This is a genomic window from Williamsia sp. z34, from assembly GCF_059553395.1.
In genome coordinates this window covers 812,506-831,997 of the sequence record NZ_JCANWW010000002.1, presented here as the reverse complement: position 1 = coordinate 831,997, position 19,492 = coordinate 812,506, and the positions used below count along the sequence as shown (strand labels likewise).

At 62.6% G+C, this 19,492-nt stretch carries 20 protein-coding genes; 10 read left to right on the top strand and 10 right to left on the bottom strand.

Annotated features, from left to right (window positions below; all coding sequences use genetic code 11):
- Positions 1-22 precede the first annotated feature (22 nt).
- Positions 23-1,537, top strand: a complete 1,515-nt coding sequence (locus tag AC51GT_RS08255; protein ID WP_496328418.1) for an ATP-dependent DNA ligase — start codon at positions 23-25, stop codon at positions 1,535-1,537.
- 27 nt (positions 1,538-1,564) lie between these two features.
- Here AC51GT_RS08255 and AC51GT_RS08250 read toward each other — a convergent pair whose 3' ends face one another.
- From AC51GT_RS08250 to AC51GT_RS08240, 3 genes are all read right to left on the bottom strand, one after another.
- Positions 1,565-2,482, bottom strand: a complete 918-nt coding sequence (locus AC51GT_RS08250) for an SDR family NAD(P)-dependent oxidoreductase (RefSeq protein ID WP_496328417.1) — start codon at positions 2,480-2,482, stop codon at positions 1,565-1,567.
- 61 nt (positions 2,483-2,543) lie between these two features.
- Entirely contained in the window at positions 2,544-3,962 is a 1,419-nt protein-coding gene (locus tag AC51GT_RS08245; RefSeq protein ID WP_496325786.1) for an acyl-CoA reductase, read from the bottom strand.
- A complete protein-coding gene (locus tag AC51GT_RS08240) occupies positions 3,959-5,275 on the bottom strand; it encodes a hypothetical protein (protein ID WP_496328416.1) in 1,317 nt (438 codons plus the stop codon). Before AC51GT_RS08240 ends, AC51GT_RS08245 begins: the two co-directional genes overlap by 4 nt.
- A 200-nt stretch (positions 5,276-5,475) precedes the next feature.
- On the opposite strand from AC51GT_RS08240, the gene AC51GT_RS08235 reads away from it, so the two are divergent.
- The 3 genes from AC51GT_RS08235 to AC51GT_RS08225 all read left to right on the top strand — a co-directional run bounded on the left by AC51GT_RS08235 (position 5,476) and on the right by AC51GT_RS08225 (position 8,090).
- On the top strand, positions 5,476-6,099 hold the full coding sequence (locus tag AC51GT_RS08235) for a TetR/AcrR family transcriptional regulator (RefSeq protein ID WP_496328415.1): 624 nt from the start codon (positions 5,476-5,478) through the stop codon (positions 6,097-6,099).
- Between the two features lie 330 nt (positions 6,100-6,429).
- Positions 6,430-6,576 carry a hypothetical protein gene (locus tag AC51GT_RS08230; RefSeq protein WP_496325783.1) on the top strand — a complete coding sequence of 49 codons (147 nt, stop codon included), beginning with the start codon at positions 6,430-6,432 and terminating at the stop codon, positions 6,574-6,576.
- Between the two features lie 131 nt (positions 6,577-6,707).
- A complete protein-coding gene (locus tag AC51GT_RS08225) occupies positions 6,708-8,090 on the top strand; it encodes an ABC transporter substrate-binding protein (protein ID WP_496325782.1) in 1,383 nt (460 codons plus the stop codon).
- 102 nt (positions 8,091-8,192) lie between these two features.
- Here the strand turns inward: AC51GT_RS08225 and AC51GT_RS08220 are convergent, their stop codons facing one another.
- Positions 8,193-8,831, bottom strand: a complete 639-nt coding sequence (locus tag AC51GT_RS08220; protein WP_496325781.1) for an FMN-dependent NADH-azoreductase — start codon at positions 8,829-8,831, stop codon at positions 8,193-8,195.
- 188 nt (positions 8,832-9,019) lie between these two features.
- Between AC51GT_RS08220 and AC51GT_RS08215 the strand changes: the two genes are divergently transcribed.
- Positions 9,020-10,600, top strand: coding sequence for an HNH endonuclease signature motif containing protein (locus tag AC51GT_RS08215; protein WP_496328414.1), 1,581 nt, complete (start codon positions 9,020-9,022; stop codon positions 10,598-10,600).
- Positions 10,601-10,732: 132 nt separating this feature from the next.
- Here the strand turns inward: AC51GT_RS08215 and AC51GT_RS08210 are convergent, their stop codons facing one another.
- Together AC51GT_RS08210 and AC51GT_RS08205 are read right to left on the bottom strand one after the other, a co-directional pair.
- A complete protein-coding gene (locus tag AC51GT_RS08210) occupies positions 10,733-11,485 on the bottom strand; it encodes a dienelactone hydrolase family protein (RefSeq protein ID WP_496328413.1) in 753 nt (250 codons plus the stop codon).
- Positions 11,486-11,541: 56 nt separating this feature from the next.
- Positions 11,542-11,907 (bottom strand): YybH family protein, encoded by a 366-nt coding sequence (locus AC51GT_RS08205; RefSeq protein ID WP_496328412.1) that lies wholly within the window; start codon positions 11,905-11,907, stop codon positions 11,542-11,544.
- 91 nt (positions 11,908-11,998) lie between these two features.
- On the opposite strand from AC51GT_RS08205, the gene AC51GT_RS08200 reads away from it, so the two are divergent.
- Both AC51GT_RS08200 and AC51GT_RS08195 read left to right on the top strand, forming a co-directional pair.
- Positions 11,999-12,877 (top strand): LysR family transcriptional regulator, encoded by an 879-nt coding sequence (locus tag AC51GT_RS08200; protein ID WP_496328411.1) that lies wholly within the window; start codon positions 11,999-12,001, stop codon positions 12,875-12,877.
- Positions 12,874-13,116, top strand: a complete 243-nt coding sequence (locus AC51GT_RS08195) for a hypothetical protein (protein WP_496325776.1) — start codon at positions 12,874-12,876, stop codon at positions 13,114-13,116. Before AC51GT_RS08200 ends, AC51GT_RS08195 begins: the two co-directional genes overlap by 4 nt.
- On the opposite strand, the gene AC51GT_RS08190 is transcribed toward AC51GT_RS08195, so the two are convergent.
- Entirely contained in the window at positions 13,113-13,598 is a 486-nt protein-coding gene (locus AC51GT_RS08190; protein ID WP_496325775.1) for a MarR family winged helix-turn-helix transcriptional regulator, read from the bottom strand. The two genes, AC51GT_RS08195 and AC51GT_RS08190, sit on opposite strands and share 4 nt — an antisense overlap.
- Before the next feature lie 116 nt (positions 13,599-13,714).
- On the opposite strand from AC51GT_RS08190, the gene AC51GT_RS08185 reads away from it, so the two are divergent.
- From AC51GT_RS08185 to AC51GT_RS08175, 3 genes are read left to right on the top strand one after another with little or no spacing between them, the layout of a single operon-like run.
- Positions 13,715-14,803, top strand: a complete 1,089-nt coding sequence (locus tag AC51GT_RS08185) for an epoxide hydrolase family protein (RefSeq protein WP_496328410.1) — start codon at positions 13,715-13,717, stop codon at positions 14,801-14,803.
- A gap of 41 nt (positions 14,804-14,844) precedes the next feature.
- A complete protein-coding gene (locus AC51GT_RS08180) occupies positions 14,845-15,195 on the top strand; it encodes a GntR family transcriptional regulator (protein ID WP_496325773.1) in 351 nt (116 codons plus the stop codon).
- A gap of 47 nt (positions 15,196-15,242) precedes the next feature.
- Entirely contained in the window at positions 15,243-16,190 is a 948-nt protein-coding gene (locus AC51GT_RS08175; RefSeq protein ID WP_496325772.1) for a DUF1648 domain-containing protein, read from the top strand.
- 72 nt (positions 16,191-16,262) lie between these two features.
- Here AC51GT_RS08175 and AC51GT_RS08170 read toward each other — a convergent pair whose 3' ends face one another.
- Genes AC51GT_RS08170 through AC51GT_RS08160 form a run of 3 tightly spaced genes read right to left on the bottom strand, consistent with a single transcriptional unit; the run spans position 16,263 to position 19,464 of the window.
- Positions 16,263-16,907 carry an isochorismatase family protein gene (locus tag AC51GT_RS08170; RefSeq protein WP_496325771.1) on the bottom strand — a complete coding sequence of 215 codons (645 nt, stop codon included), beginning with the start codon at positions 16,905-16,907 and terminating at the stop codon, positions 16,263-16,265.
- A complete protein-coding gene (locus AC51GT_RS08165) occupies positions 16,904-18,430 on the bottom strand; it encodes a sugar ABC transporter ATP-binding protein (RefSeq protein WP_496328409.1) in 1,527 nt (508 codons plus the stop codon). The genes AC51GT_RS08170 and AC51GT_RS08165 overlap by 4 nt, the downstream gene beginning before the upstream one ends.
- Positions 18,427-19,464: an ABC transporter permease gene (locus tag AC51GT_RS08160; RefSeq protein WP_496325769.1), complete on the bottom strand. Its 1,038-nt coding sequence runs from the start codon at positions 19,462-19,464 to the stop codon at positions 18,427-18,429. The genes AC51GT_RS08165 and AC51GT_RS08160 overlap by 4 nt, the downstream gene beginning before the upstream one ends.
- Positions 19,465-19,492: the final 28 nt, after the last annotated feature.

Sequence of the window (19,492 nt, the reverse complement as noted above, 5' to 3'; positions counted from 1 at the left end):
TGCTGATCGTTACCGTGGGTGTGTGTTGCTCGCAGAGGTTGTGTCCACGAGTGCGGCGGTGGCCGGCACCCGGTCGCGGAAGTCCAAGTCCGCCGCACTTGCTGCGCTGATCAGCGCGTGCGCGCCCGACGATGTCCCGATTGTCGTGTCGTGGTTGTCGGGAGAAGTGCCGCAGGGACGTCTGGGTATCGGATGGCGGACCCTGGCCGGTGCACGGACCGAGCCCGTGCCGGATTCGGGGTGGACCGTCTCCGAGGTGGACGAGCTCTTGACCGACCTGGCCCAGACCTCCGGCGCAGGGTCGGTGGCCCGGCGCAAAGAACTCCTCACGCGGTTGATGTCGGCGGCCACCGACGACGAACAGACGTTCCTCATCCGTCTGCTCACCGGCGATATGAGGCAGGGCGCCGGTGAAGGCGTGATGACCGACGCGATCGCGGTCGCGGCCGGCCTGTCGGTCGACGTGGTCCGGCGTGCCTTCATGCTGTCCGGGGACCTGGCGGTGACAGCTGCCGCCGCGATCAGTGGTGGGGCGCAGGCGTTGGGAGAGTTCGCGTTGAGCGTAGGGCGTCCGGTGCGGCCCATGCTGGCGTCTCCGGCCACCTCGCTTGCCGATGCCCACGCCGCGCTCGGCGGCGCGGTGAGTGTGGAATACAAGCTCGACGGCGCCCGGATCCAAGTGCATCGAAAAGGCGATGAGGTCGCCATCTACACCCGCACGCTCAATGACATCACCGATCGGGTGCCTGAGCTGGTCGAGCTGATTCGTGAATTGCCCTGTGAATCGGTGGTTCTCGACGGTGAAACACTGGCGTTGAACGACTCGGGTCGGCCACGTCCGTTCCAGGAGACGATGAGCCGCTTCGGTGCCACGTCCAAACGTGAACTCCTACTGCACCCGTACTTTTTCGACTGCCTCCATCTCGACGGTGTTGACCTGCTCGACGAGCCGCTGTCGGATCGACTGGATGCGCTCGATCGTGTCGCGTCCGCGCACCGCATCCCGTCGTTGGTGGCCCCAGACCTCGCGGCGACCGAGATGCACCTCGACGCCGCCCTCGCTGCCGGCCACGAGGGCATCATGATCAAGTCCCTCGATTCGGTGTACGCGGCCGGGCGACGCGGCAAGACCTGGCAGAAGGTCAAGCCGGAACACACGTTGGACCTGGTGGTGCTCGGTGCCGAGTGGGGTTACGGCCGCCGCACGGGCTTCCTGTCGAACCTGCATCTGGGCGCCAGGGATCCCGACGGAGGTGACCCGATCATGGTCGGCAAGACGTTCAAGGGATTGACCGACGAGTTGCTGCGGTGGCAGACAGAGGAGTTTCCGAAACACGAACGCGATCGCGACGGCCAGGCGGTCTATCTGACACCGACGCTGGTCGTCGAGATCGAGCTCGATGGTGTGCAAGTCAGCTCGCGTTACCCGGGTGGCGTGGCGCTCAGGTTCGCCCGCGTACTCCGCTACCGACCGGACAAGACTGCGGCGCAAGCCGATTCGATCGATGCGGTCCGATCGTTGTTGGTCGGCGGATGACCGGCAGTGTTCGGAGCATGGGGTGTGTCAGATCGGAAAGGCGACGCCGGTCAACTCCTCCGAAACCGACCATAGCCGTTGCTGGACATCTACCTGATGAGACTTCGCGCTGGATGTGACCAGCACGGGATGTCCGCGTTGCTCCATGAAGCCGCCGGGGCCGTAGTACTGGGCTCCCCGGGCGTCGGGGTCGGTCGAGGCGCGCAGAATCGGTAACGCCCCCATCTCTGCGGACTGGAAGAAAAACTTCGCGGCCAGGTCCTGAATCCAGCGGAGCTTCGCCGGGGTGTGTCTGGTCAAATCGGTATTCGCACCGCCAGGGTGTGCCGCGACGGCGATGGTGGGGGTGGCCGCGGCCGCGAGGCGCTTGTCGAGTTCGTAGGTGAACATGAGGTTGGCCAATTTCGACTGTGCGTAGGCTGCGGCAGCGGAGTAGGTGTGTTCGGAGTTCAGGTCGTCGAAGTTGACGTCGGCCCGTACTTTGTGGCCCAGACTGCTGACCGTCACGACGCGTGATCCCTTGACAGTGAGTAGCTGGTCCAGGAGTAGTCCGGTCAGTGCGAAATGTCCGAGGTGATTGGTGGCGAATTGCAGTTCGTAACCGTCTTCGGTGACGGTCTTGGGACCGAACATCACCCCGGCATTGTTGATCAACAGGTCGATGCGGGGGTACTTGGAGCCGAGCGCAGCGGCGGCGTCTGCGACTGATCGCTGTGATGCCAGATCCAGTTCCTGGACAGAGACTTTCGCGTGGGGATAAGTCGTGAGAATCCGCTCGGCCGCCTGTTCACCTCTGGTCGTATCACGTACGGCGAGGACCACGTGTGCTCCGTTGCCGGCGAGCACGAGTGCAGTCTGGTACCCCAGGCCGCCGCTACCGCCGGTGATGATCGCGACGCGGCCGCTTTGGTCAGGCACATCGGTCGCGGTCCATCGATTATTCATCGGATACGTACCTTCGGATCTGTCTGTAGGGGGGTAGGCTGGCGACCGCTGTATCCAACAGTCATGCGTCTTCGTCGGACATCCAGTGGACGAAGCGCTGGAGCGAGTACATGGCGTCGTGGGGGCTTCCGAGGACATGTTTGGCCGCAGATCCGAGACGGACGACGCGTTGAGCGCCGGCGCACGCGAGGCGGTCGCGAAGCGCGGTTTTGCGTTCATACGGGTATATGCCAATCGTCTGGGTCGCGACATTGACGAACGGCACTGCGGCATCGAGTGATTCGACGTGGACAACATTGACGGTCTTGCCGCTGGGGTGAAAGGAGACTCGTTCATCGGAGAGTACGACCATGCCGGCTCCGTCAAACGTGCCCCACACCTTGTACTCGCCCCCCATCATCTGGAGCATCTCGATCTCTTCCCGCATTTCGGAGGGGATCGGTGGCGCGGTGGCGGAGGCGGTCTCGCGGTCGACACCGAGGCGTTCGACGAGTGCTTCACAATATTGTTCGATGCCTGTGCGGTCGCCTTCGGCATAGACGAATCGGCTCGCGAGGCAGGCTTCCTGGTTGAACAGTGTGGCGTCTTCCGCGGTTTGTTCGGCCACCGCTTCGATGGTCGCCTGGTCGGCGAAAGCTTCTCTGCCGAGCATGGAGATCGACGTCTTGGGGTCGAACGAGACCAGTTGCAGACCTGGTCCGAGGTAGCGGATGACGTTGTCGATGGCCGGTCCGCCGCCCCATGCTGCGATTTTGTCGAAGTACTGGGGGCGGTACAGGGTTCGTTCGATGGTCTCGTCGCCGCCGCGCCAGTAGATGGCCGACATGGAACGGACGACCGGATGGTCGGGATCGATGCCGGCCATGGTGCGTAGTACGGCGACGGTGGTGAACGGATCGCTTGACGGCATCTTGAAGAGGTTGACCGCCTTGACCAACGCGCCCTGGGCAATCGAGGAGACGCAGCCCGCCGGAGAATTGCCTGCCAGCATGTGGACCATGCGCGGTGGGAATGCGCGGATCGCACCGGAGTTGCCGTTGATGTCGGTCCGGGACACCCAGCCATCGAGGGCGGCGGGGTTCGCGAAGTTCGACTCGATCATCGAGGTGAGCATGCCCCGCTCGAGGAGGTACGGTGCGCCTCGGTAGAGGTTTTCGACGACGCGACGCGGCAGTGGATTGGTCTCCACGACCCGTTCGAGTGCCTCTTGCATATACGGGTTCCGGTCCAGTGCAAGCTGTTCGCCGGTCTCGACCAGAAAGTCGATGATGTCGTCGACCTTGACGTCGAGCAGGGGTGGAAGCTCCGAACGCGGCTGGATCAGTTCGTCCAAATCGATTTCGGGCGTCGTGAAGTCGACGCCGAGATCCCGTGACCGGTGCCGGACCGTGGTGTCGGTGACGAGTTTTCCGCGAACGAAAAAGGGTGCGGCAACAGCGGGTTCGCGGTCGGTCGGCGCCGCATTGAGGTCGACACTCATGAGATCCCCCGAACATAGGCGTCGGTGGTGCCCGAGCAGCCGATCTTGTCGCCGCCGGGCAGATCGGAGTATCGGCCGATGTTGTCTCGGATGGAGGGGCTGCGGTTCCCGCAGGCGCAGGGGTTGTAGTCTGCGACGATTTTGTCGCCTGAGATGACCCCGTTCCAGCGGCCGTCGAGGGACAGGTCGAAAAACGCTGCGCGCCCTTCGATTTCCCCGGTGGACGGGGGAAGGAGGTTTTCACCCGTCTCATCGAGGAGTAGCAGCATCAACCACGGCGGGACGTGATAGCGCTTGGCTTGGCAACGTGGCATGGCAGCGTTGATCTCTTGCATGCCATACATCTGGAACACGCGCTCAGGCGCCAGGTTGAACGTCTCCACGATGTACTCGAAGTAGTCGGGCGGCAGGTTCGCACCCTTTAGCCCGCCGCCGATGTAGATGGTGTTCTCCGGGTGAAAGTCGCTGCCACAGAATCCCATTTCGCGTACTGCCACCGCGATCGGATAGAGGGAGGCAAACATCCCGGATAGGAGCATCTTCTCGTTGCGGCCGGCCACGAGGGCTTCGGCAGAGATGGTCAACGCCTGTTCCATGATCTGCTGACGCGCGGCGGACGTCGCCTCGAACCTGGCCATGTCCGCGGGCCGTGCGTTGCCGTCTGCCATGGCTTTGCGCAAGGTCACCATGCTGGTGATCTGGCCGATCGTGATCGGCGGGACCGGATATAGGAAGGGCTCGGAGTCCGGGGACGTGAACCCCTCGATGAGCGCATCGCGGATCGTGAGATTGCGCGGCGCTGTCGCCGTCGGAGCCAGGCCATACAGCTTGCGGCCGTCGCCCGGCGTCGATCCCGAACCCCAGGCGAACGAGCGAATCGCCTCACGCCTGTTCCAATCGAGATCCGCTTTTGAGGAGTTCATCATCGCCGACTTACCGGTGGTTCCACTGGAACAGCACAGAAAATGCCCGGCTTGTTCCAACCTACCGAGCCACTCGTCGATATCGGAAACATCCTCCAGATCAACATTTTTCACCGGATTGGTAGAGATTGTCTCGAGCCATCTTCCGAGCCTGTCCCACTTCTGTTCGACAAGCCAGCCTTCGGGATAACTCTTGTATGCGGTGTGTGCGAACAAAAGAGGAACAAGGTCTTCCCGCGTCTTCACCTCGGTGATGCCTGCCTCGTCGGCACGGTTCTGCAGCAATCGGATTCGTCCGAGTCGATCCTGAAACAAGTCGTTCGCTGCCTCCAACTGGAGTGGCAGCAACTCGGGTGCGGGAACGTCGTAGCATTCCTCAACATCCACCATGCTCGTCAACCTCGTCAGGGCTGACCCCGTATCGAGAGGTGTGGCCATCTGATTCCCCTTTGGTCATGGATTGCTGGTGGACTGCACTTAACCGTATTGGCACCAGAGCCGTATACTTATTGGGAAATCAGGTCTCGGGCCAATTCGGACACCGACGTGTCGATGCACGTCGAAGTCGCAACCGCGCTATTTTGGGACCGATGACAACACGTCGAGGACGGCCGACCCATGCCGAGGCCAAGGAGCTGGACCGGCAGTTGCGCGAGGCGGCAGTTGCGACCTTTCTGGAGCACGGGTACGACGGCACCACGATGGAAGCGATCGCGCGAGCTGCGGGGATAACCAAGCGAACGCTCTATGCCCGCTATGCGGACAAGCATGAGCTCTTTGTGACGGTGATTCCCTGGGCGCTTTCGCGTCTTGACGAGCAGGACGTGGTCCGCGAACCCGAGGGTGACGACGTCGCTGCGTCGCTCATCGCGATCGGTCGCGCGGCGATCGCCCGCGCCGTGGACCCGAAGACCACGCAGCTCATGCGGTTGGCCATGTACGAGAGGTCACGGTTTCCGGAGTTCGATGTCAAGCCGGAATCCATGGCTTGGTCGGCGCAGCATCAAGCAGTCGCCGACGCGCTGCGTCTTCACCGCGATCGAGAAGGCCTCGTGATCGGTGATGTCGAACTGGCGGCGGAGCAGTTTCTTGCCATCGTTGTGGTCCTCCCCGGTCGGCTTGCCGACTTCGGGGTTTTCCGCTCACCTGAGGAAGAGGAACTGCGCCTTCAGCACGCGGTCACGCTGTTTCTGTATGGAATGCTGCCTCGCTGATCACTGGTCAGGGCTGGTCGCCACGCATGGCGGGCCGGTGGTGCCGGCTGATGGTTACCTAAAACTTTAAATATCCGGTTTCGTGTACATAGTCGATACTCGGAGTTATGCTCGTCACACCTCGCACCATATGTGCAGGTCAGGAGGGGCGGAGCCTTCTTCGTGATGCGATCGACCGGCGTCGCAGCGCACTCGACTGCTGGGGAATGTTCCATCAGGCGAACCCAATGATCCCAGGAGTTTCATGAGCGACTTCGATTCGATCAACTACTTCACCGACACTTGGATCGTCGATGGCCCATACCCCTACTACGACCATTTGCGGTCGAAATGTCCGTTCGGCACGCGTCGGGTCATGACGCGATGACGGTGACCGGCCTCGAAGAAGGGGCCGAGGTCCGCCAGTCCTCCTGCGAGCCGACCTACATCGTGCGCGGTCTGGCCGTGTTGCACTTCGACTTCACACCTATTCCGTGAGCGGGCGGCGACGGTAAACGCCGCACGTTCTGGCTGATCCACTGGCGGCGCGGCGCAGGAACTCCGCGGTTGGGTTACAGATTCAGTGGCACATCCTTGCAAATGTGCTATTTCGACACAGGAGGAGCAAGTTGAAATCACACCTTTCGGGCATCGCATTGGTGGCCGTTGCGCTGATCGTCGTCGGCTGTAGTAGCCGTGATGGTGGTGAAAAGAACGACGCCGGTGGTACGTCCGCATCCGGAGGGACCTCGACGGCCGTATTCGGTGACCTGGGTGAGATCTGTGACACGGGATCACCGAAAGGTTCTCCTGCGCAGGGAGTTACCGAGACCGAGATTCATGTCGGTGTGGCATCGGACATCGGTTTCACAAAGGTCTCCGAATTCCCGGATGCAGCAAAGGTTTTCACGTCCTGGTGCAATGAACAGGGTGGAATCAATGGGCGCAAAATCGTCGCGACCACCCGCGATTCGAATTTGTTGCAAGTGCGTCAGCAAATGGTGACGGCTTGCCGTGAGGACTTCGCCCTGGTCGGCGGAGGTCATGCCTTCGATGGGCTGGGCGTCAAGGAACGTCTTGCGTGCGGGTTGCCCAGCTTCCCGGCTCAGGTGGCTCAACCACAGTCTGTAGGGTCGGACCTGGAGGTCAGCGCTTCGCCGAGTCGGGTCGCCGGGTATGACCCGTTCTACGGCATGGGCCAGTGGCTCATTCAAGATGCCTACCCTGAATCTGCCGGCGCGATCGGGATCATCAGTGGGGATTCTCCGGTTGTGAAAACGACGGGTGACCAGTCGGAGGAAGCTCTCACGGCAGCCGGGGGCACCATCATCTATCGCGATTCATATCCTCCGACAGGGATTGCCGACTGGACGCCCTATGCCCAAGCCATCAAGAACAAGGGCGTGAAGGGTCTGTTCTTCTATGGGGTGCCCGAGCAGTTGGCAAAGCTCGAAAGTTCGCTTACCGACATGGATTACAAGTTGGATTGGATCAACCCGGGTAACAATGCGTACAACGATTCGTTCATCGAGGCATTGGGTACGTCGGCCGGCGAACAGAATAATGTAGTGGAACTCGGCGGAGTTGCGCCGTTGGAGAGTGCAGACGAGGTGCCGGCGATGCAGCAGATCCATGACCTCTACAACCGCTATGCGCCCGACGCAGAATTGACGTTGCCATCGATTAAAGCATTCTCTTCGTGGCTGCTGTTCGCCAAGTCGGCGGCAAGCTGTGGGGATGATCTGACGCGTACCTGTACCTATGAGGCAGCCGTCAAAGAAACGGCGTGGACGGGTGGTGGCCTCACCGCGCCGATCGATCTGACGCCGGGCGCTGCGCCGTCACCCTGTTTCAACGTCGAGCAGGTGACGCCGGACGGCTGGATGGCCGCGGACTTCAAACCTGACAATGGTCCGTATCGCTGTAACATTCCGGCCTTCAAGTATCAGAATGACTACGGCAAGGCGATGACACTCGCTGATGTCGGCAAAACCATGGCCGACATCAAGTAGGAGCCGTCACCGGGTAGCGACACCAAAAGTCCTGCCCGGTGACGAACGCCCGTCATGAGGTTGCTGCGCCGGCTCCGTAGGCGATTTATGGCTGGCCGCCACTCAAATCTGTTGTGCGATCTCGACAACTCTGTCACGGGCGGCGGCCGCAGAGGTGGTGGCCTGTTCGGTGAACGGATCCAGAGCCGGGATCCGTCCGACGAGAGTGAGATCCGACGTCACCACCTCGACTTTCATACCCAGAGCCACACCGAGGACCTGCATGAGCGGGGGAACGGTGTGGTCAAGACCTTCGTCGTTCGACCCGGGTCCGTATGTCAGGCCACGTGATGAGATGACCACCACGGGAATCCCGGCGAATGGCTGATCGGCAGTGTCGTACGGCGCGGTGGTCCCAAGAACGTGGATGTGGTCGACCCAGGCCTTGAGCGTCGAGGGAATCGACCAGTTGTACATCGGTGCGCCGATGACCACCGCATCCGCGGCGGATATCTCCGCGATCAGTTCAGCCTGCAGCGCTTCTGCTTCCGGCGCGACATCCTCGATATCAACCCGGAGTCGCGGGGCGTAATGCAATCCGGCATCGGAAATGTGCGGCACCGGCTGTGCATGCAGATCTCGGTACGTGACCGTCCGTTCTTCTCCGCGTCCGAGCCACGTGGTGGCAAAGAGTCCGGTCAGCTCGCGGGAGACCGACGTCTTCGGATTGGCGGACGAATCGATGTGCAGCAACGTTGGCATCTGATCATTCTGCACCAGCGCTCGGGTAACGGATCGGACCGCGTGTCCGACACGCGCAAGGCGTTGTCCCACAGGTGGTTTGTCAAAGCAGGACACCTAAACCCGTTGCTCGAACAAACATTCGACAGATTAAGATTTCCGGTGTATTCTGATCGTAAGCGTTTTGATCAGATGTGCTGGGGGGCATTATGTCTGACGATCCACCTGTTGACTCTTCGGTTGATTCCTCGCCGGTTCCGGTACTGGTGCGCAAGTACCTCGAGTTGGAGTTGCTCGTTGCCGATATCGCGGACTGCGCTGATTCCGATATGTCTGGCGCGGAAGTCAATGAGCTTGTGCGGGTGCATGAACGGATCGCCCGTAAGGTCGAGTTCACCGGGTTGCGTCACCTGTTGCGGGTCTCGGATCGGTCATCGTTTACCGAAGCCGGGTATTCGTCACTGTTCGGTTTCACCCGTAGCGAGTTGCGGCTGACCAAAGGGCAAACCATGTCCCGGATCCGAGCCCTGGAGGCGGTCGGCCGATTCCATACGATGCAGGGGGAGGAGTTGGCGCCGAAATGCCCTGCCGCCGAGCAGGCCTGGTCACGCGGTTTGATCGGGGCGGCGCACATGGATGTCATGTTGGATGTGCGTAAGCAGATCCCGTCGGCCTCGGACCTGGCAGTGTATGACGTGGTGGATCATTGGATGACCGAAGAGGCCGTCGGCCAAGATCCCACCCAGTTGACCGCCGCCGGTCGCGCGGTGTTGGCCCGGGTCGACCCTGATGGCCGGTTGACTGATGATTCGGATCGGGCCCGTAAACGGTCGATGGGTATCGGGGATCAGGGGGTGGATCTGATGGCCAAGATCACCGGCACCCTCGATCCCGAAACGCTGGCCTTGTTGAGGACGGTGATGGATGTGTGGGCGGCGCCGGGGATGAACAATCCAGCCGACCCCAACTCGCCGACCGGAGCCTCCGATGACCCGAAACAAGACAAAGAGCTGATCAAGGCTGCTGCTGAGCGTGATACCCGTTCGAAGGGCCAACAATTCCACGACGCGCTCAAGGCGATCCTGAAAACCATTCTGGAGTGCAATCTGCTGGGCAAGTCGCATCGGGGTTTGCCGGCCCAGTTGGTCATCACGATGACCAAGCAACAGCTTGACGAGTGCGCGGGGATCGCCAGAACGGCGTCGGGAGTGGACATTCCGGTCAACGAGGCCCTGAATCTGGCCGCCCGGTCGGACAAATATCTGGCCGTGTTCGCCGACCACTCCGCTGAGGTGTTGTATCTCGCCCGGACCAAACGCACTGCGCAGAAGGGGCAACGGTTGGCGTTGTTCGTCCGGGATCGAGGTTGTTCGCATCCTGGCTGTACCGATCCGGCGACCTGGGTCGAGGCCCATCACCTACTTGCCTGGATCAACGGGGGCCTGACCGACATCGACATGATGGGATCAGCGTGCCCGCCGCACCACAAACTCATCGGTGATGGACCGCATCAGTGGCAGACGATCATGATCACCGAAGGCCCCGACACGGGTCGGGTCGGCTGGATACCGCCGGCGTCGGTGGATCCGGAAAGAAAACCGCGGGTCAACCGGGCCCAGCATGTCAACGAAACCCTCGCAGCAGCCTGGCTGAAAGTGCTCGCCGACCGCCAGGACTCACTCGCACAACACCGACAAAAAATCTCCCGCGATCACGACAACTCCAAATCCGAACTCGATCCGGAATCAGGGCCCGAAGCGGACTTCATCAATCCTGACCAGGTCGAATAGTCGTCAACTCGAACATGTTTCGTGATCGCGAGCGTCCCGCTGCGGTGATTCGGATACGAATAGCGGCAGGCCCCTGCGAATTTGTGAAATCGCAGGGGCCTGACAGGGATCGGGGTGTCGACCGGCTGACGGTCAGGGAGTGAGGTTCTCCCGGAAGAGGCTTTCGAGGGTGTTGAAGTGACGTTCGTCGGCATCGCGACGATAGGACGGTAGGTCGGACATCGTGAAGCCGTGCGGCGCTTCTGGATACACCTCGGAGGTGTACAGCAACCCGGCAGCGTCGAAAGCCCGTTCCAGGATCTCGATCTTCTCGGCGGGCATCGACCGATCGTTGTCGGCATGTCCGAGGTACAGGCGCGCTCGCGCGTTCTTGGCCACGATATGTGGGCTGTCGACGGCGTCCGTCACAAGATTGCCCCCGTGGAATCCGGCAGCTGCCTTGACTTGTTCCGGTCGTGCGCCGGCGGTACGCAATGCCAGAGCCGCACCCATGCAATACCCGGTGACACCGATCCCGTCACCGCTGACCTCCGGGAGCTCGAGCAGTCGATCAACGTACTCTCCGACGTCCGCGGTGGCCAGACCCGAGCCCAGCGATCGAACTCGACCCATCGCGCCGGCCATGAACTCATCACGGTAGGTGGGATCGCTCAGATCGCCCTGGACCGCGAGATCTTCGATGGTGCCATGGCGGTAGAACGCGTTGGGGGCCATGACGACAAAACCCCAACCGGCGATTCGGTCAGCCATCTCGTAGATGCGCGGGCGAAGACCGAAAGCATCCATATACAAGAGGACGCCGGGATGAGAATTCTCATCTGGTCGGGTTACATAGGCTTCCGCAACGCCGTGTCCGGCCTCGATCTCGATGGTGGTGCGCAACATGAACACAACGCTACCGGGGCCTCCCGTGCGGGTTTCGACGGGTCAGCCCTGCGCTGTCATGACCTCACGGGTACGAACTCGGGTTGGTCGAGCAGTCGTAGCCAGCTGCCGTCGGGTTGCTTGCGCGCCACCTGGGCGCGGGCCCCGGCACCGTCTCGCGGCGGGGTCGAAGTCAAGGCGATATCGCCGCTGACCAGCGTCGGCAGAGGTTCTTCCGCCTGGAAACGGGGTTGATGTGACAGCACCTGAGTCCACAGTTCTCGGATCGCTGCCCGTCCCACAGTCTGCTCGCCAGGTGGGTACGCCATCACCGCATCCTCTTCATAGAGCAGGGCGACACCCTCGGCGTCGCCGGCATTCGATCGTTCCACGAACAGTCGGGTCAGGTCTTCGGGACGACGCGCGGTCTCTCGGGGTGACATTGTTCATCCTTCCGTAGGTGTGATCCCAGCCTCGCTCTACCTGCACAAGAAGTCCAATACATTGTTCTGCCACATACTAGAATCAGAGCTTATGGAACTGAGACAGTTGGAGTACTTCGTCGCGGTGGCCGAGGAAGCCAACTTCACGCGTGCGGCCGAGCGGGTCCGGATCAGCCAGTCCGGGGTGAGTGCCCAGATCCGGCAACTCGAACGAGAACTCGGCGCGCAACTGTTCGATCGGTCGAGTCGCGTCGCAAGGCTCACCCCCGCGGGTGAGGCTGCCCTCGGCCCGGCTCGGACCGCTCTCGCGGCGGCCGGTGAAGTGGGCCGGGCGGTCGACGACGTGAGCGGACTGTTGCGGGGCAGGTTGGTGATCGGGATGGTTGTCGGCTGCACGATCACACCCCTGTTCGCTGCGATCGAGAAGTTCCGGACGTCCTACGCGGGCATCGAAATCGCTGTGCAAGAGGCAAACTCGAACGAGTTGATCGACGACGTCCGCGCCGGGAGGCTGGACGTCGCGATCGTCGGCACCGCGGGTCCGGTCGACGATGAGCTGGAGGCATCCGTGATCGTCAGTGAGGGACTGGTGGCGCTGGTGCCGCCTGGCCATCACCTTGCGGATCGAAAGCGCATGATGGTGACCGATCTTGCCGGTGAGGCATTGGTGGCGATGCCGGTGGGGACCGGTGTCCGGGCGGTTCTCGACGTCGCCTGCGCTGCGGCCACGTTCTCGCCGATGGTGGTGATCGAGGCCAGCGCCGGGGAAGCGGTATCGGAGTGTGCGGCCAGGGGACTGGGAATCGGGATCCTGAGCGAGTCGATGGGTGCGGATGATCGTGGACGGGTGCAGGTGATCCCGATCGTGGGTGTCGATGTCCCGGCGCAGTTGTCGGCGGTGTGGTCGACGCCGACGAGTCCGGCGGTGCGGGCGTTCATTCCGCTCCTTCACGAAGCGTTCGGCCTGTGATCGCCGACCACGCGTTCACCGAAGCCGAACGGGCCGCGGTCTATCGCGTCATGGCCGAGCGCCGTGACATGCGCATCTTCGCCGCCGATGCGACCGTACCCACCGATGTTCTGGAGCGGTTGCTCCAGGCCGCGCATGCCGTGGGCAACAGGACGCCCGCTGAGCGAGTTCGTCGGCGAGAACGGTCGGTGATCGGCGGGCACCCGGGGGAGTGTCGACTTGTGGCCAGTCGTACCTAGGAACCCTGCCAGTCTTCTCCGGGGGCTCCGGTGACGCTGTTGTGATAACTCAGCAGCCGGGACAGTAACTCCGTCAACTGATCTCGCTCGTCCGCCGTGAGCGGTGCCAGTAACTCGTCCTGTGTCTTCGACAGCCGCTTCTCGAGACGGTGCAACTGCCGTTTGCCCGAGGGGGTCAACGAGATGATGTTGCGTCGCCGGTCCGTCATGTCCGGAGTCCGCTCGACGTGGCCGCGTTCGGCGAGTTCGTTGATCGTCGCAACCAGGTCGCTGACGTGAATACCGCTTCGGCGGCTCAACGTGGCCTGGCTGGACGGTCCCACGCCCTCCAGCGTCGCGAGCAGTCGGTAGTGGTATCCACGGGCCTCAACGGCGTTGAATCCCTCCGACACCAGATGGTGCGCATGGTCCGCAGTCCGGGTGAGCAGCCAGCTCGGTAGAGCTTTCCATGGCGCGGCCGTGTCCTCGGACGGGTTCTCCATGGGAAAAGTCTAGTCGAATCGTTGGACAGCACCAACGGTCTAGGATACCGTTTGGAGCACAAACGTTTGGCGTCCAAACGTTTACTGACCAAACTTGATGTTCAGGGAGTACGAGGATGATCAAGACCTTTCGTATCGACATCCCCCAGGCCGACCTCGACGATCTGGAGGATCGGCTGCTTCGGTCCCGATGGCCCAACGAGGTGGCCGACGCGGGCTGGGACTACGGCTTCTCGATGCCGCGTCTTCGAGAGTTGGCCGATCACTGGCGCGTGGACTTCGACTGGCGGAAGGAAGAAGCCGAGCTCAACGAGTTTCCGCACTTCACCACCGAGATCGACGGCCAGAACATACATTTCATTCATGTCCGGTCGTCGACGCCCGACGCGCCGGCGCTGATTCTCACCCATGGGTGGCCTGGCTCGTTTCTCGAGTTTCGTGACGTGATCGAGCCGCTCTCGCGCGACTTTGATCTCGTCGTCCCGTCGATTCCGGGTTTCGGCTTCTCTGGGCCGACCCACGAACGCGGCTGGGACGTCGCCCGGATCGCCCGAGCCTGGGCGGAGCTCATGCGTCGTCTGGGGTATGACCGTTTCGGCGCGCAGGGTGGCGACTTCGGGTCAGGGATCTCGCTGGCGCTCGGCGCAATGGCACCGGAGCGGGTCGTCGGGGTTCATGTCAATTACCTGCCGACCCCGCCGGATCCGGAAGGCGCCATCGCGCTGTCCGACTCGGACCGTGCCCGGCTGGAAAGGGTCCGGCAATTGATGGCACAACGTCCGCCGTTTCAGGCGCTGCAGGCGTTGACGCCTCAGACCATCGGCTACGCATTGACCGATTCCCCGGTAGGGCAGCTGGCCTGGATTGCCGAGAGGTTCGAGGAGTGGACCGACCCGGATTCGAGGGTCGATATCGATCGGATGCTCACCAATATCTCGCTGTACTGGTTGACCGGCACCGCTGCGTCATCCGCGCGGCTCCACCACGACGCGCCCCGGCGGGTCGAGCCGTGCCCGGTGCCGACGGGTGTGGCGGTGTTCGCGCACGACATCACACTGCCGGTGCGGCCGCTTGCCGAGCGGCTCTACGACATCAGGCACTGGTCGGAGTTCGGGCGGGGTGGGCACTTTGCGGCCATGGAAGTGCCCGACCTCTTTGCCGCCGACGTTCGAGAGTTCTTCCACGCCCGTACCGCCGATTCCTAGCGTGACTTGTTCTAGTTTAACTAGAACTATATGATCGGCTTGTGCTGATACGCGTCGATCCGACAGCGCCGCAAGCGCTCTATGAGCAACTCGCGGCGGCGATCCGGGGTGCTATTGTCCGCGGCGAAGTGGTTGCGGGGGAAAGGCTTCCGGGAGCGCGAGAGCTGGCCGAGTCGCTTGGAGTGAATGTGCACACCGTGTTGCGCGGTTATCAGGAGTTGCGTGATCAGGGTTTGGTCGAACTCCGTCGGGGCCGAGGTGCGGTCGTGGCGCAGACCGCGGTGCCGGATGAAGCCGACCTGAGATCGGCGATCGAGGCGGTGCATGCGGCCGCACGAAAGCTGGGCCTGGGCGGCGAAGATCTGGCAGCGATGATTCGGGAAGGTTACTGACAATGGGCTCGTCCGAGATCGAAACGAAGCGACCGAGGGTGCGGTTGATGGTTGTGGCGGTGGCCATTCCACTTGTCGCCACACTCGTATCGGCGATCCTGTTGGCCGTGTGGCGAGATGAGCTGCCGGATCAGGTCGCAACACATTGGGGACCCGGCGGTGAACCCGACGGATTCATGTCGGTGTCCGGTCTGACGTGGTCGCTTGTTGTCGGTGGGATCGTCCTGACGGTGTCGGCGGCGGTGGCAGCCGGTCTCTGCCGGGAATACACGCTGTGCGTCTCCATAATCAGTGGCGTCGCGGCGCTGGCTGCGTTCATCCCCGCGCTGGCATTATCGGCAACCGGTCAGCAACTCGGTGTAGTCGACGCCACGTCGGTGGGGCTGCCATGGTGGTCTCTGGTGTTGGCGTTGGCAATCGGTGCCGTCAGTGGTGTGCTGTTGCATCGGCTGGTACCGAAATGGACGTCTCCGGCGACTGTGACGTCTTCGACCATTCCGATGGCCATCGAGCCCACTGAGCGTGTCGTGTGGACCAGAGCGGTCCTCAGTGGCGGAATACCGTTGGTGCTCATGGTGTCCGGAGTGGTGATGTGTGTCGCCGTCGCGTTGCTGTCCGGTCAATGGTTGTTCGTGGTCCTGGCCGCGATCGTGGCTCTGGTCGCGGTGCTGCTGTACGGAATGCGTGTCACTGTCGGTCCGCAGGGCCTGACGGTCCGGAGTGTCGCCGGTTGGCCCAGGATGACCACACCGGCATCGGAGATCGCCGCGGTGCGCGCGGTGAAGGTCAGCGCGCTCAAGGACTTCGGTGGATACGGTTATCGCTTCGGGTTCCGCGGGGACCTGAAGGGCGCCAAAGGTTTTGTTCTCAAGTCCGGCGACGGGATCCTCGTCGACCGCATTGATGGTGGTCGGCAGATCGTGGTGGTCGACGATGCGGACACCGGTGTCCGTCTTCTTGAGGCCTATCGGTTGCGTGCCCACGACGCGGCGTGAGGGATTGCTGCCCGGACACAGCAGACGCCCGAGCTCCCGCGGGATATCCGGAAAGCTCGGGCGTCGAGGCGATCACGGCAGGCGCAGGGCCGCCGTTGCTGTCTCCAGGTCGATGACGTCGGCATACTTCGCGCCGACATCGAAGAGGTTGGAATCATGGATTTCCTGGCTCCGGTCACCGCAGGCCTCGTTGACCACCTTCGGTATGAACCCGTGCTGCATCGCGTCGGTGGCGCTGGCGCGCACACATCCCGAGGTGGACACCCCGGAGATGAGAACCGTGTCAACACCATTGGCGGTGAGCGTCGACGCCAGCGAGGTTCCGAAGAAGGCCGACGCATACTGTTTGACGACGACGGTTTCGCCGGCGATCGGCATCAGCTGCGGTACAAAGGCGCCCAAACCATCCGGATGACCGGCCTCGAGAAATCTCAGGGCACCGACCTTCTTGGTGAACAACCCTCCGTCCACGAGCCCGGGGCCGTATTCGACTCTGGTGTGGACGACGAGGACGCCGGCGGCTCTGGCGGCCTCCAGCAATGCCGAAGCCCGCTCGATGAGGGCTGGATCAGGTAGGCACAGGGGTGATCCCGGCCGGAAATAGGCTTCCAGCATGTCGATCATCACCAGTGCCGGGCGGCGGCCCCAGCCGAGGGAGCCGCCGAACCCTGCCTTCTCGTAGTCCTGCTGCTTGTCGAGGCCTGCGGTCTCGGTCATGCCGAAACCTCGACCGCCCGCTCGCACGCCTCGAGCAGCGACTGTTCGCTCAGTTCGGCCTGCGGGAGTTCGGCCACGATCTGGCCGTCGTGCAGGACCATCACGCGGTGACAGATCGCCGCGAGTTGTTCATGGTCACCGGAGAAGACCACCACCGATGCGCCGCCGGCAGCAAGATCGGCAACCCGATCGAGCAACTGGCGGGAGGCCCCGGCATCGACGCCCTGAGTGGGTTCGTCGAGTAGGAGTACCGACGGGTTCATCTGCAACCATTTGGCCAACACCAGCTTCTGCTGGTTGCCGCCGCTGAACTGTCGAACCTGCCAATGCGGCTGTGCCGGAACCATACCGGAGTTCTGTACGAGTTCCAGCGCATCTTCGCGTTCCTTGCGCCAGTTGGTCAGGAGACCGAACCTGGTGTACTTGCCCAGTGCCGGGAGCGTCGCGTTCTCCACGGTTGATGCGTCGAGCCAGACACCGTCGCGATGACGGTTTCCCGGAACCAATGCCAGTCCGGCCGCGATTGCCGCACGGGGCTTGTTCGCGGGCACGGCGGTCCCGTTCACCATGACTGTTCCCGCAGTCCGTGCGAGTTTGCCGGCGAGCAGCAGGGGCAGTTCCTCGTGGCCCATCCCGGCCAGGCCGGTGAATCCGACGATCTCGCCGCTCTGGACGGTCACCGACAGGTCGCGGACGACTCCGCCGCTGACGCGGTCGAGAACCAGCTGAGGTGTCGGCTTTTGCGCCTTCGCCGGCGGATCGGGGTAATACTCCGTCAACCGACGTCCGAGGATGTCTGCGACCAGGTCTGAACGGGTCAGTCCCTCGGTGGACCGGGTCAATACCCGCTCACCGTCGCGCAGCACGGTCACGTTGTCGCATTCGTCGAGAACCTCACCGAGGCGGTGACTGACGAAGATGACACTTGAACCGAGGTCGGCAACGTTGCGCATCATCGCGGTGACCTGGGCGGCTTCGCTGTGTGAGAGCGAGGCCGTCGGTTCGTCGAGGATGAACAGGTGACCTTCGTGCCCGTCACCGAGAGCCCGCACCGCACGCACCAGTCCGACAAGTGCGCGCTGTGCGGGACTGAGATCGGAGACCATCGTGTGCAACGGCAACTCGATGCCGATGCGTTCGGCGATCTCGCGACAGGCCTTGGCCTCTTTACGGTCCTGCACCCAGCCGAGGGTGCGTGCACCGTAACCCGTTGCCACCCCGATGTTCTCCAGCACCGTCATTTCCGGTGCCAGCCCGAGGTCCTGATGGATGACGGCGATGCCGTGGTCGGCGGGGTTGTGGACCGGGAGGTCCAACTCCTTGCCGAACAGCTTCACCCGGCCGGTCTCGGGCCGGTAGTAGCCGGCCAGGCACTTGATCAAAGTGGACTTGCCGCTTCCATTTTGACCGACCAGCGCGTGCACCTCGCCACGCTGCACCTGCCAGGTCAGCGGGTGCAATGCGTAGTTTCCGTCGAACTGTTTTGACAGATCCTCGATCTCGAGTGCCGGGCTGGTGCTCATTTCGCTGCGCCCCGCCGCTTGCCGACCAGCTTGGCCAGTGCGACCGCGATCATCAGGGCCAGGCCGTTGAACAGCGGGCTGACCCAAGATGCCGCTCCGGCGAGTTGCAGGCCGGTGATACCGACGACCAGCAGGTACACCGCGACCATTGTGCCGATCGGGTTGAAGCGGCCGACGGTGATCGCGGTGGCGCCGAGGAACGTCGCGGCAAAGGGCGCCAGCAGATACTGGTTGCCGATGCCCGGATCGATGGCTCCGAGGTTGCCCACCAGGATGATCCCGATGATGGCACCGACCAGACCCGACACCACATAGGTCACGGTGCGGATGCGGGCCACGGAGATACCGGCGAGCAGTGCGGCGTCCCGGTTGCCGCCGATGAACAGCATGTAGCGGCCGACCGGGGTGCGCTGGTAGACGAACCACAGGACCGCCACGAAGATCCAGGCGTACCAGGTGGTCATCGGCAGGCCCATCAGCTTTGCCCGTGACAGCTCCACATAGAAGTCCGGGACACCGGTGACGATCTTGGAATCGGTGATGGCATAGCCGATTCCGGACAGTGCGGTGAACATGCCGAGGGTGGTGATGAACGAATCGACGCCGACCTTGACGACCAGCAGGGCGTTGATCAATCCCACCGCCACGCCGACGGCGAGGGCGACCAGGATGACGACCGCCGGTGAATATCCGTTGGTCGACATGACCGCGACCACACACGCACTGGTCACCATCACACCCGGGATTGCGAGGTCGAAGTCCCCGGTCCGTAGTGCGAGGGTGGCGGCCAGTGCCAACAACAGGATGATGGCCTGCGAGTTGATCATCGCCGAAACGATGCCCGTGGACCTGAACTCGGGCAGGAACAGCGCGCAGATCGCAAACGCCAGCACCAACAGACCGACCAGCGCATAGCGCTCGACGATCGACGTACTCTGTCGAACTTTGTGGTTGGTGGCCGGCTTCTCCGGCTTGTCGGGAGTTGCCGCGTTGCCCGTGGACGGGGCGACGACGGCACCAAGGTCATTAGTCATGATTTCTCCGGTGTGTGTGGCCGCGGGC

What these genes read in the sequence shown, in the direction of transcription:
- AC51GT_RS08250 (WP_496328417.1), bottom strand. Translation starts at nt 2,482, where the DNA reads ATGAATAATCGATGGACCGCGACCGATGTGCCTGACCAAAGCGGCCGC.
- AC51GT_RS08245 (WP_496325786.1), bottom strand. Translation starts at nt 3,962, where the DNA reads ATGAGTGTCGACCTCAATGCGGCGCCGACCGACCGCGAACCCGCTGTT.
- AC51GT_RS08240 (WP_496328416.1), bottom strand. Translation starts at nt 5,275, where the DNA reads ATGGTGGATGTTGAGGAATGCTACGACGTTCCCGCACCCGAGTTGCTG.
- AC51GT_RS08235 (WP_496328415.1), top strand. Translation starts at nt 5,476, where the DNA reads ATGACAACACGTCGAGGACGGCCGACCCATGCCGAGGCCAAGGAGCTG.
- AC51GT_RS08230 (WP_496325783.1), top strand. Translation starts at nt 6,430, where the DNA reads ATGTCCGTTCGGCACGCGTCGGGTCATGACGCGATGACGGTGACCGGC.
- AC51GT_RS08220 (WP_496325781.1), bottom strand. Translation starts at nt 8,831, where the DNA reads ATGCCAACGTTGCTGCACATCGATTCGTCCGCCAATCCGAAGACGTCG.
- AC51GT_RS08215 (WP_496328414.1), top strand. Translation starts at nt 9,020, where the DNA reads ATGTCTGACGATCCACCTGTTGACTCTTCGGTTGATTCCTCGCCGGTT.
- AC51GT_RS08210 (WP_496328413.1), bottom strand. Translation starts at nt 11,485, where the DNA reads ATGTTGCGCACCACCATCGAGATCGAGGCCGGACACGGCGTTGCGGAA.
- AC51GT_RS08205 (WP_496328412.1), bottom strand. Translation starts at nt 11,907, where the DNA reads ATGTCACCCCGAGAGACCGCGCGTCGTCCCGAAGACCTGACCCGACTG.
- AC51GT_RS08200 (WP_496328411.1), top strand. Translation starts at nt 11,999, where the DNA reads ATGGAACTGAGACAGTTGGAGTACTTCGTCGCGGTGGCCGAGGAAGCC.
- AC51GT_RS08190 (WP_496325775.1), bottom strand. Translation starts at nt 13,598, where the DNA reads ATGGAGAACCCGTCCGAGGACACGGCCGCGCCATGGAAAGCTCTACCG.
- AC51GT_RS08185 (WP_496328410.1), top strand. Translation starts at nt 13,715, where the DNA reads ATGATCAAGACCTTTCGTATCGACATCCCCCAGGCCGACCTCGACGAT.
- AC51GT_RS08175 (WP_496325772.1), top strand. Translation starts at nt 15,243, where the DNA reads ATGGTTGTGGCGGTGGCCATTCCACTTGTCGCCACACTCGTATCGGCG.
- AC51GT_RS08170 (WP_496325771.1), bottom strand. Translation starts at nt 16,907, where the DNA reads ATGACCGAGACCGCAGGCCTCGACAAGCAGCAGGACTACGAGAAGGCA.
- AC51GT_RS08165 (WP_496328409.1), bottom strand. Translation starts at nt 18,430, where the DNA reads ATGAGCACCAGCCCGGCACTCGAGATCGAGGATCTGTCAAAACAGTTC.
- AC51GT_RS08160 (WP_496325769.1), bottom strand. Translation starts at nt 19,464, where the DNA reads ATGACTAATGACCTTGGTGCCGTCGTCGCCCCGTCCACGGGCAACGCG.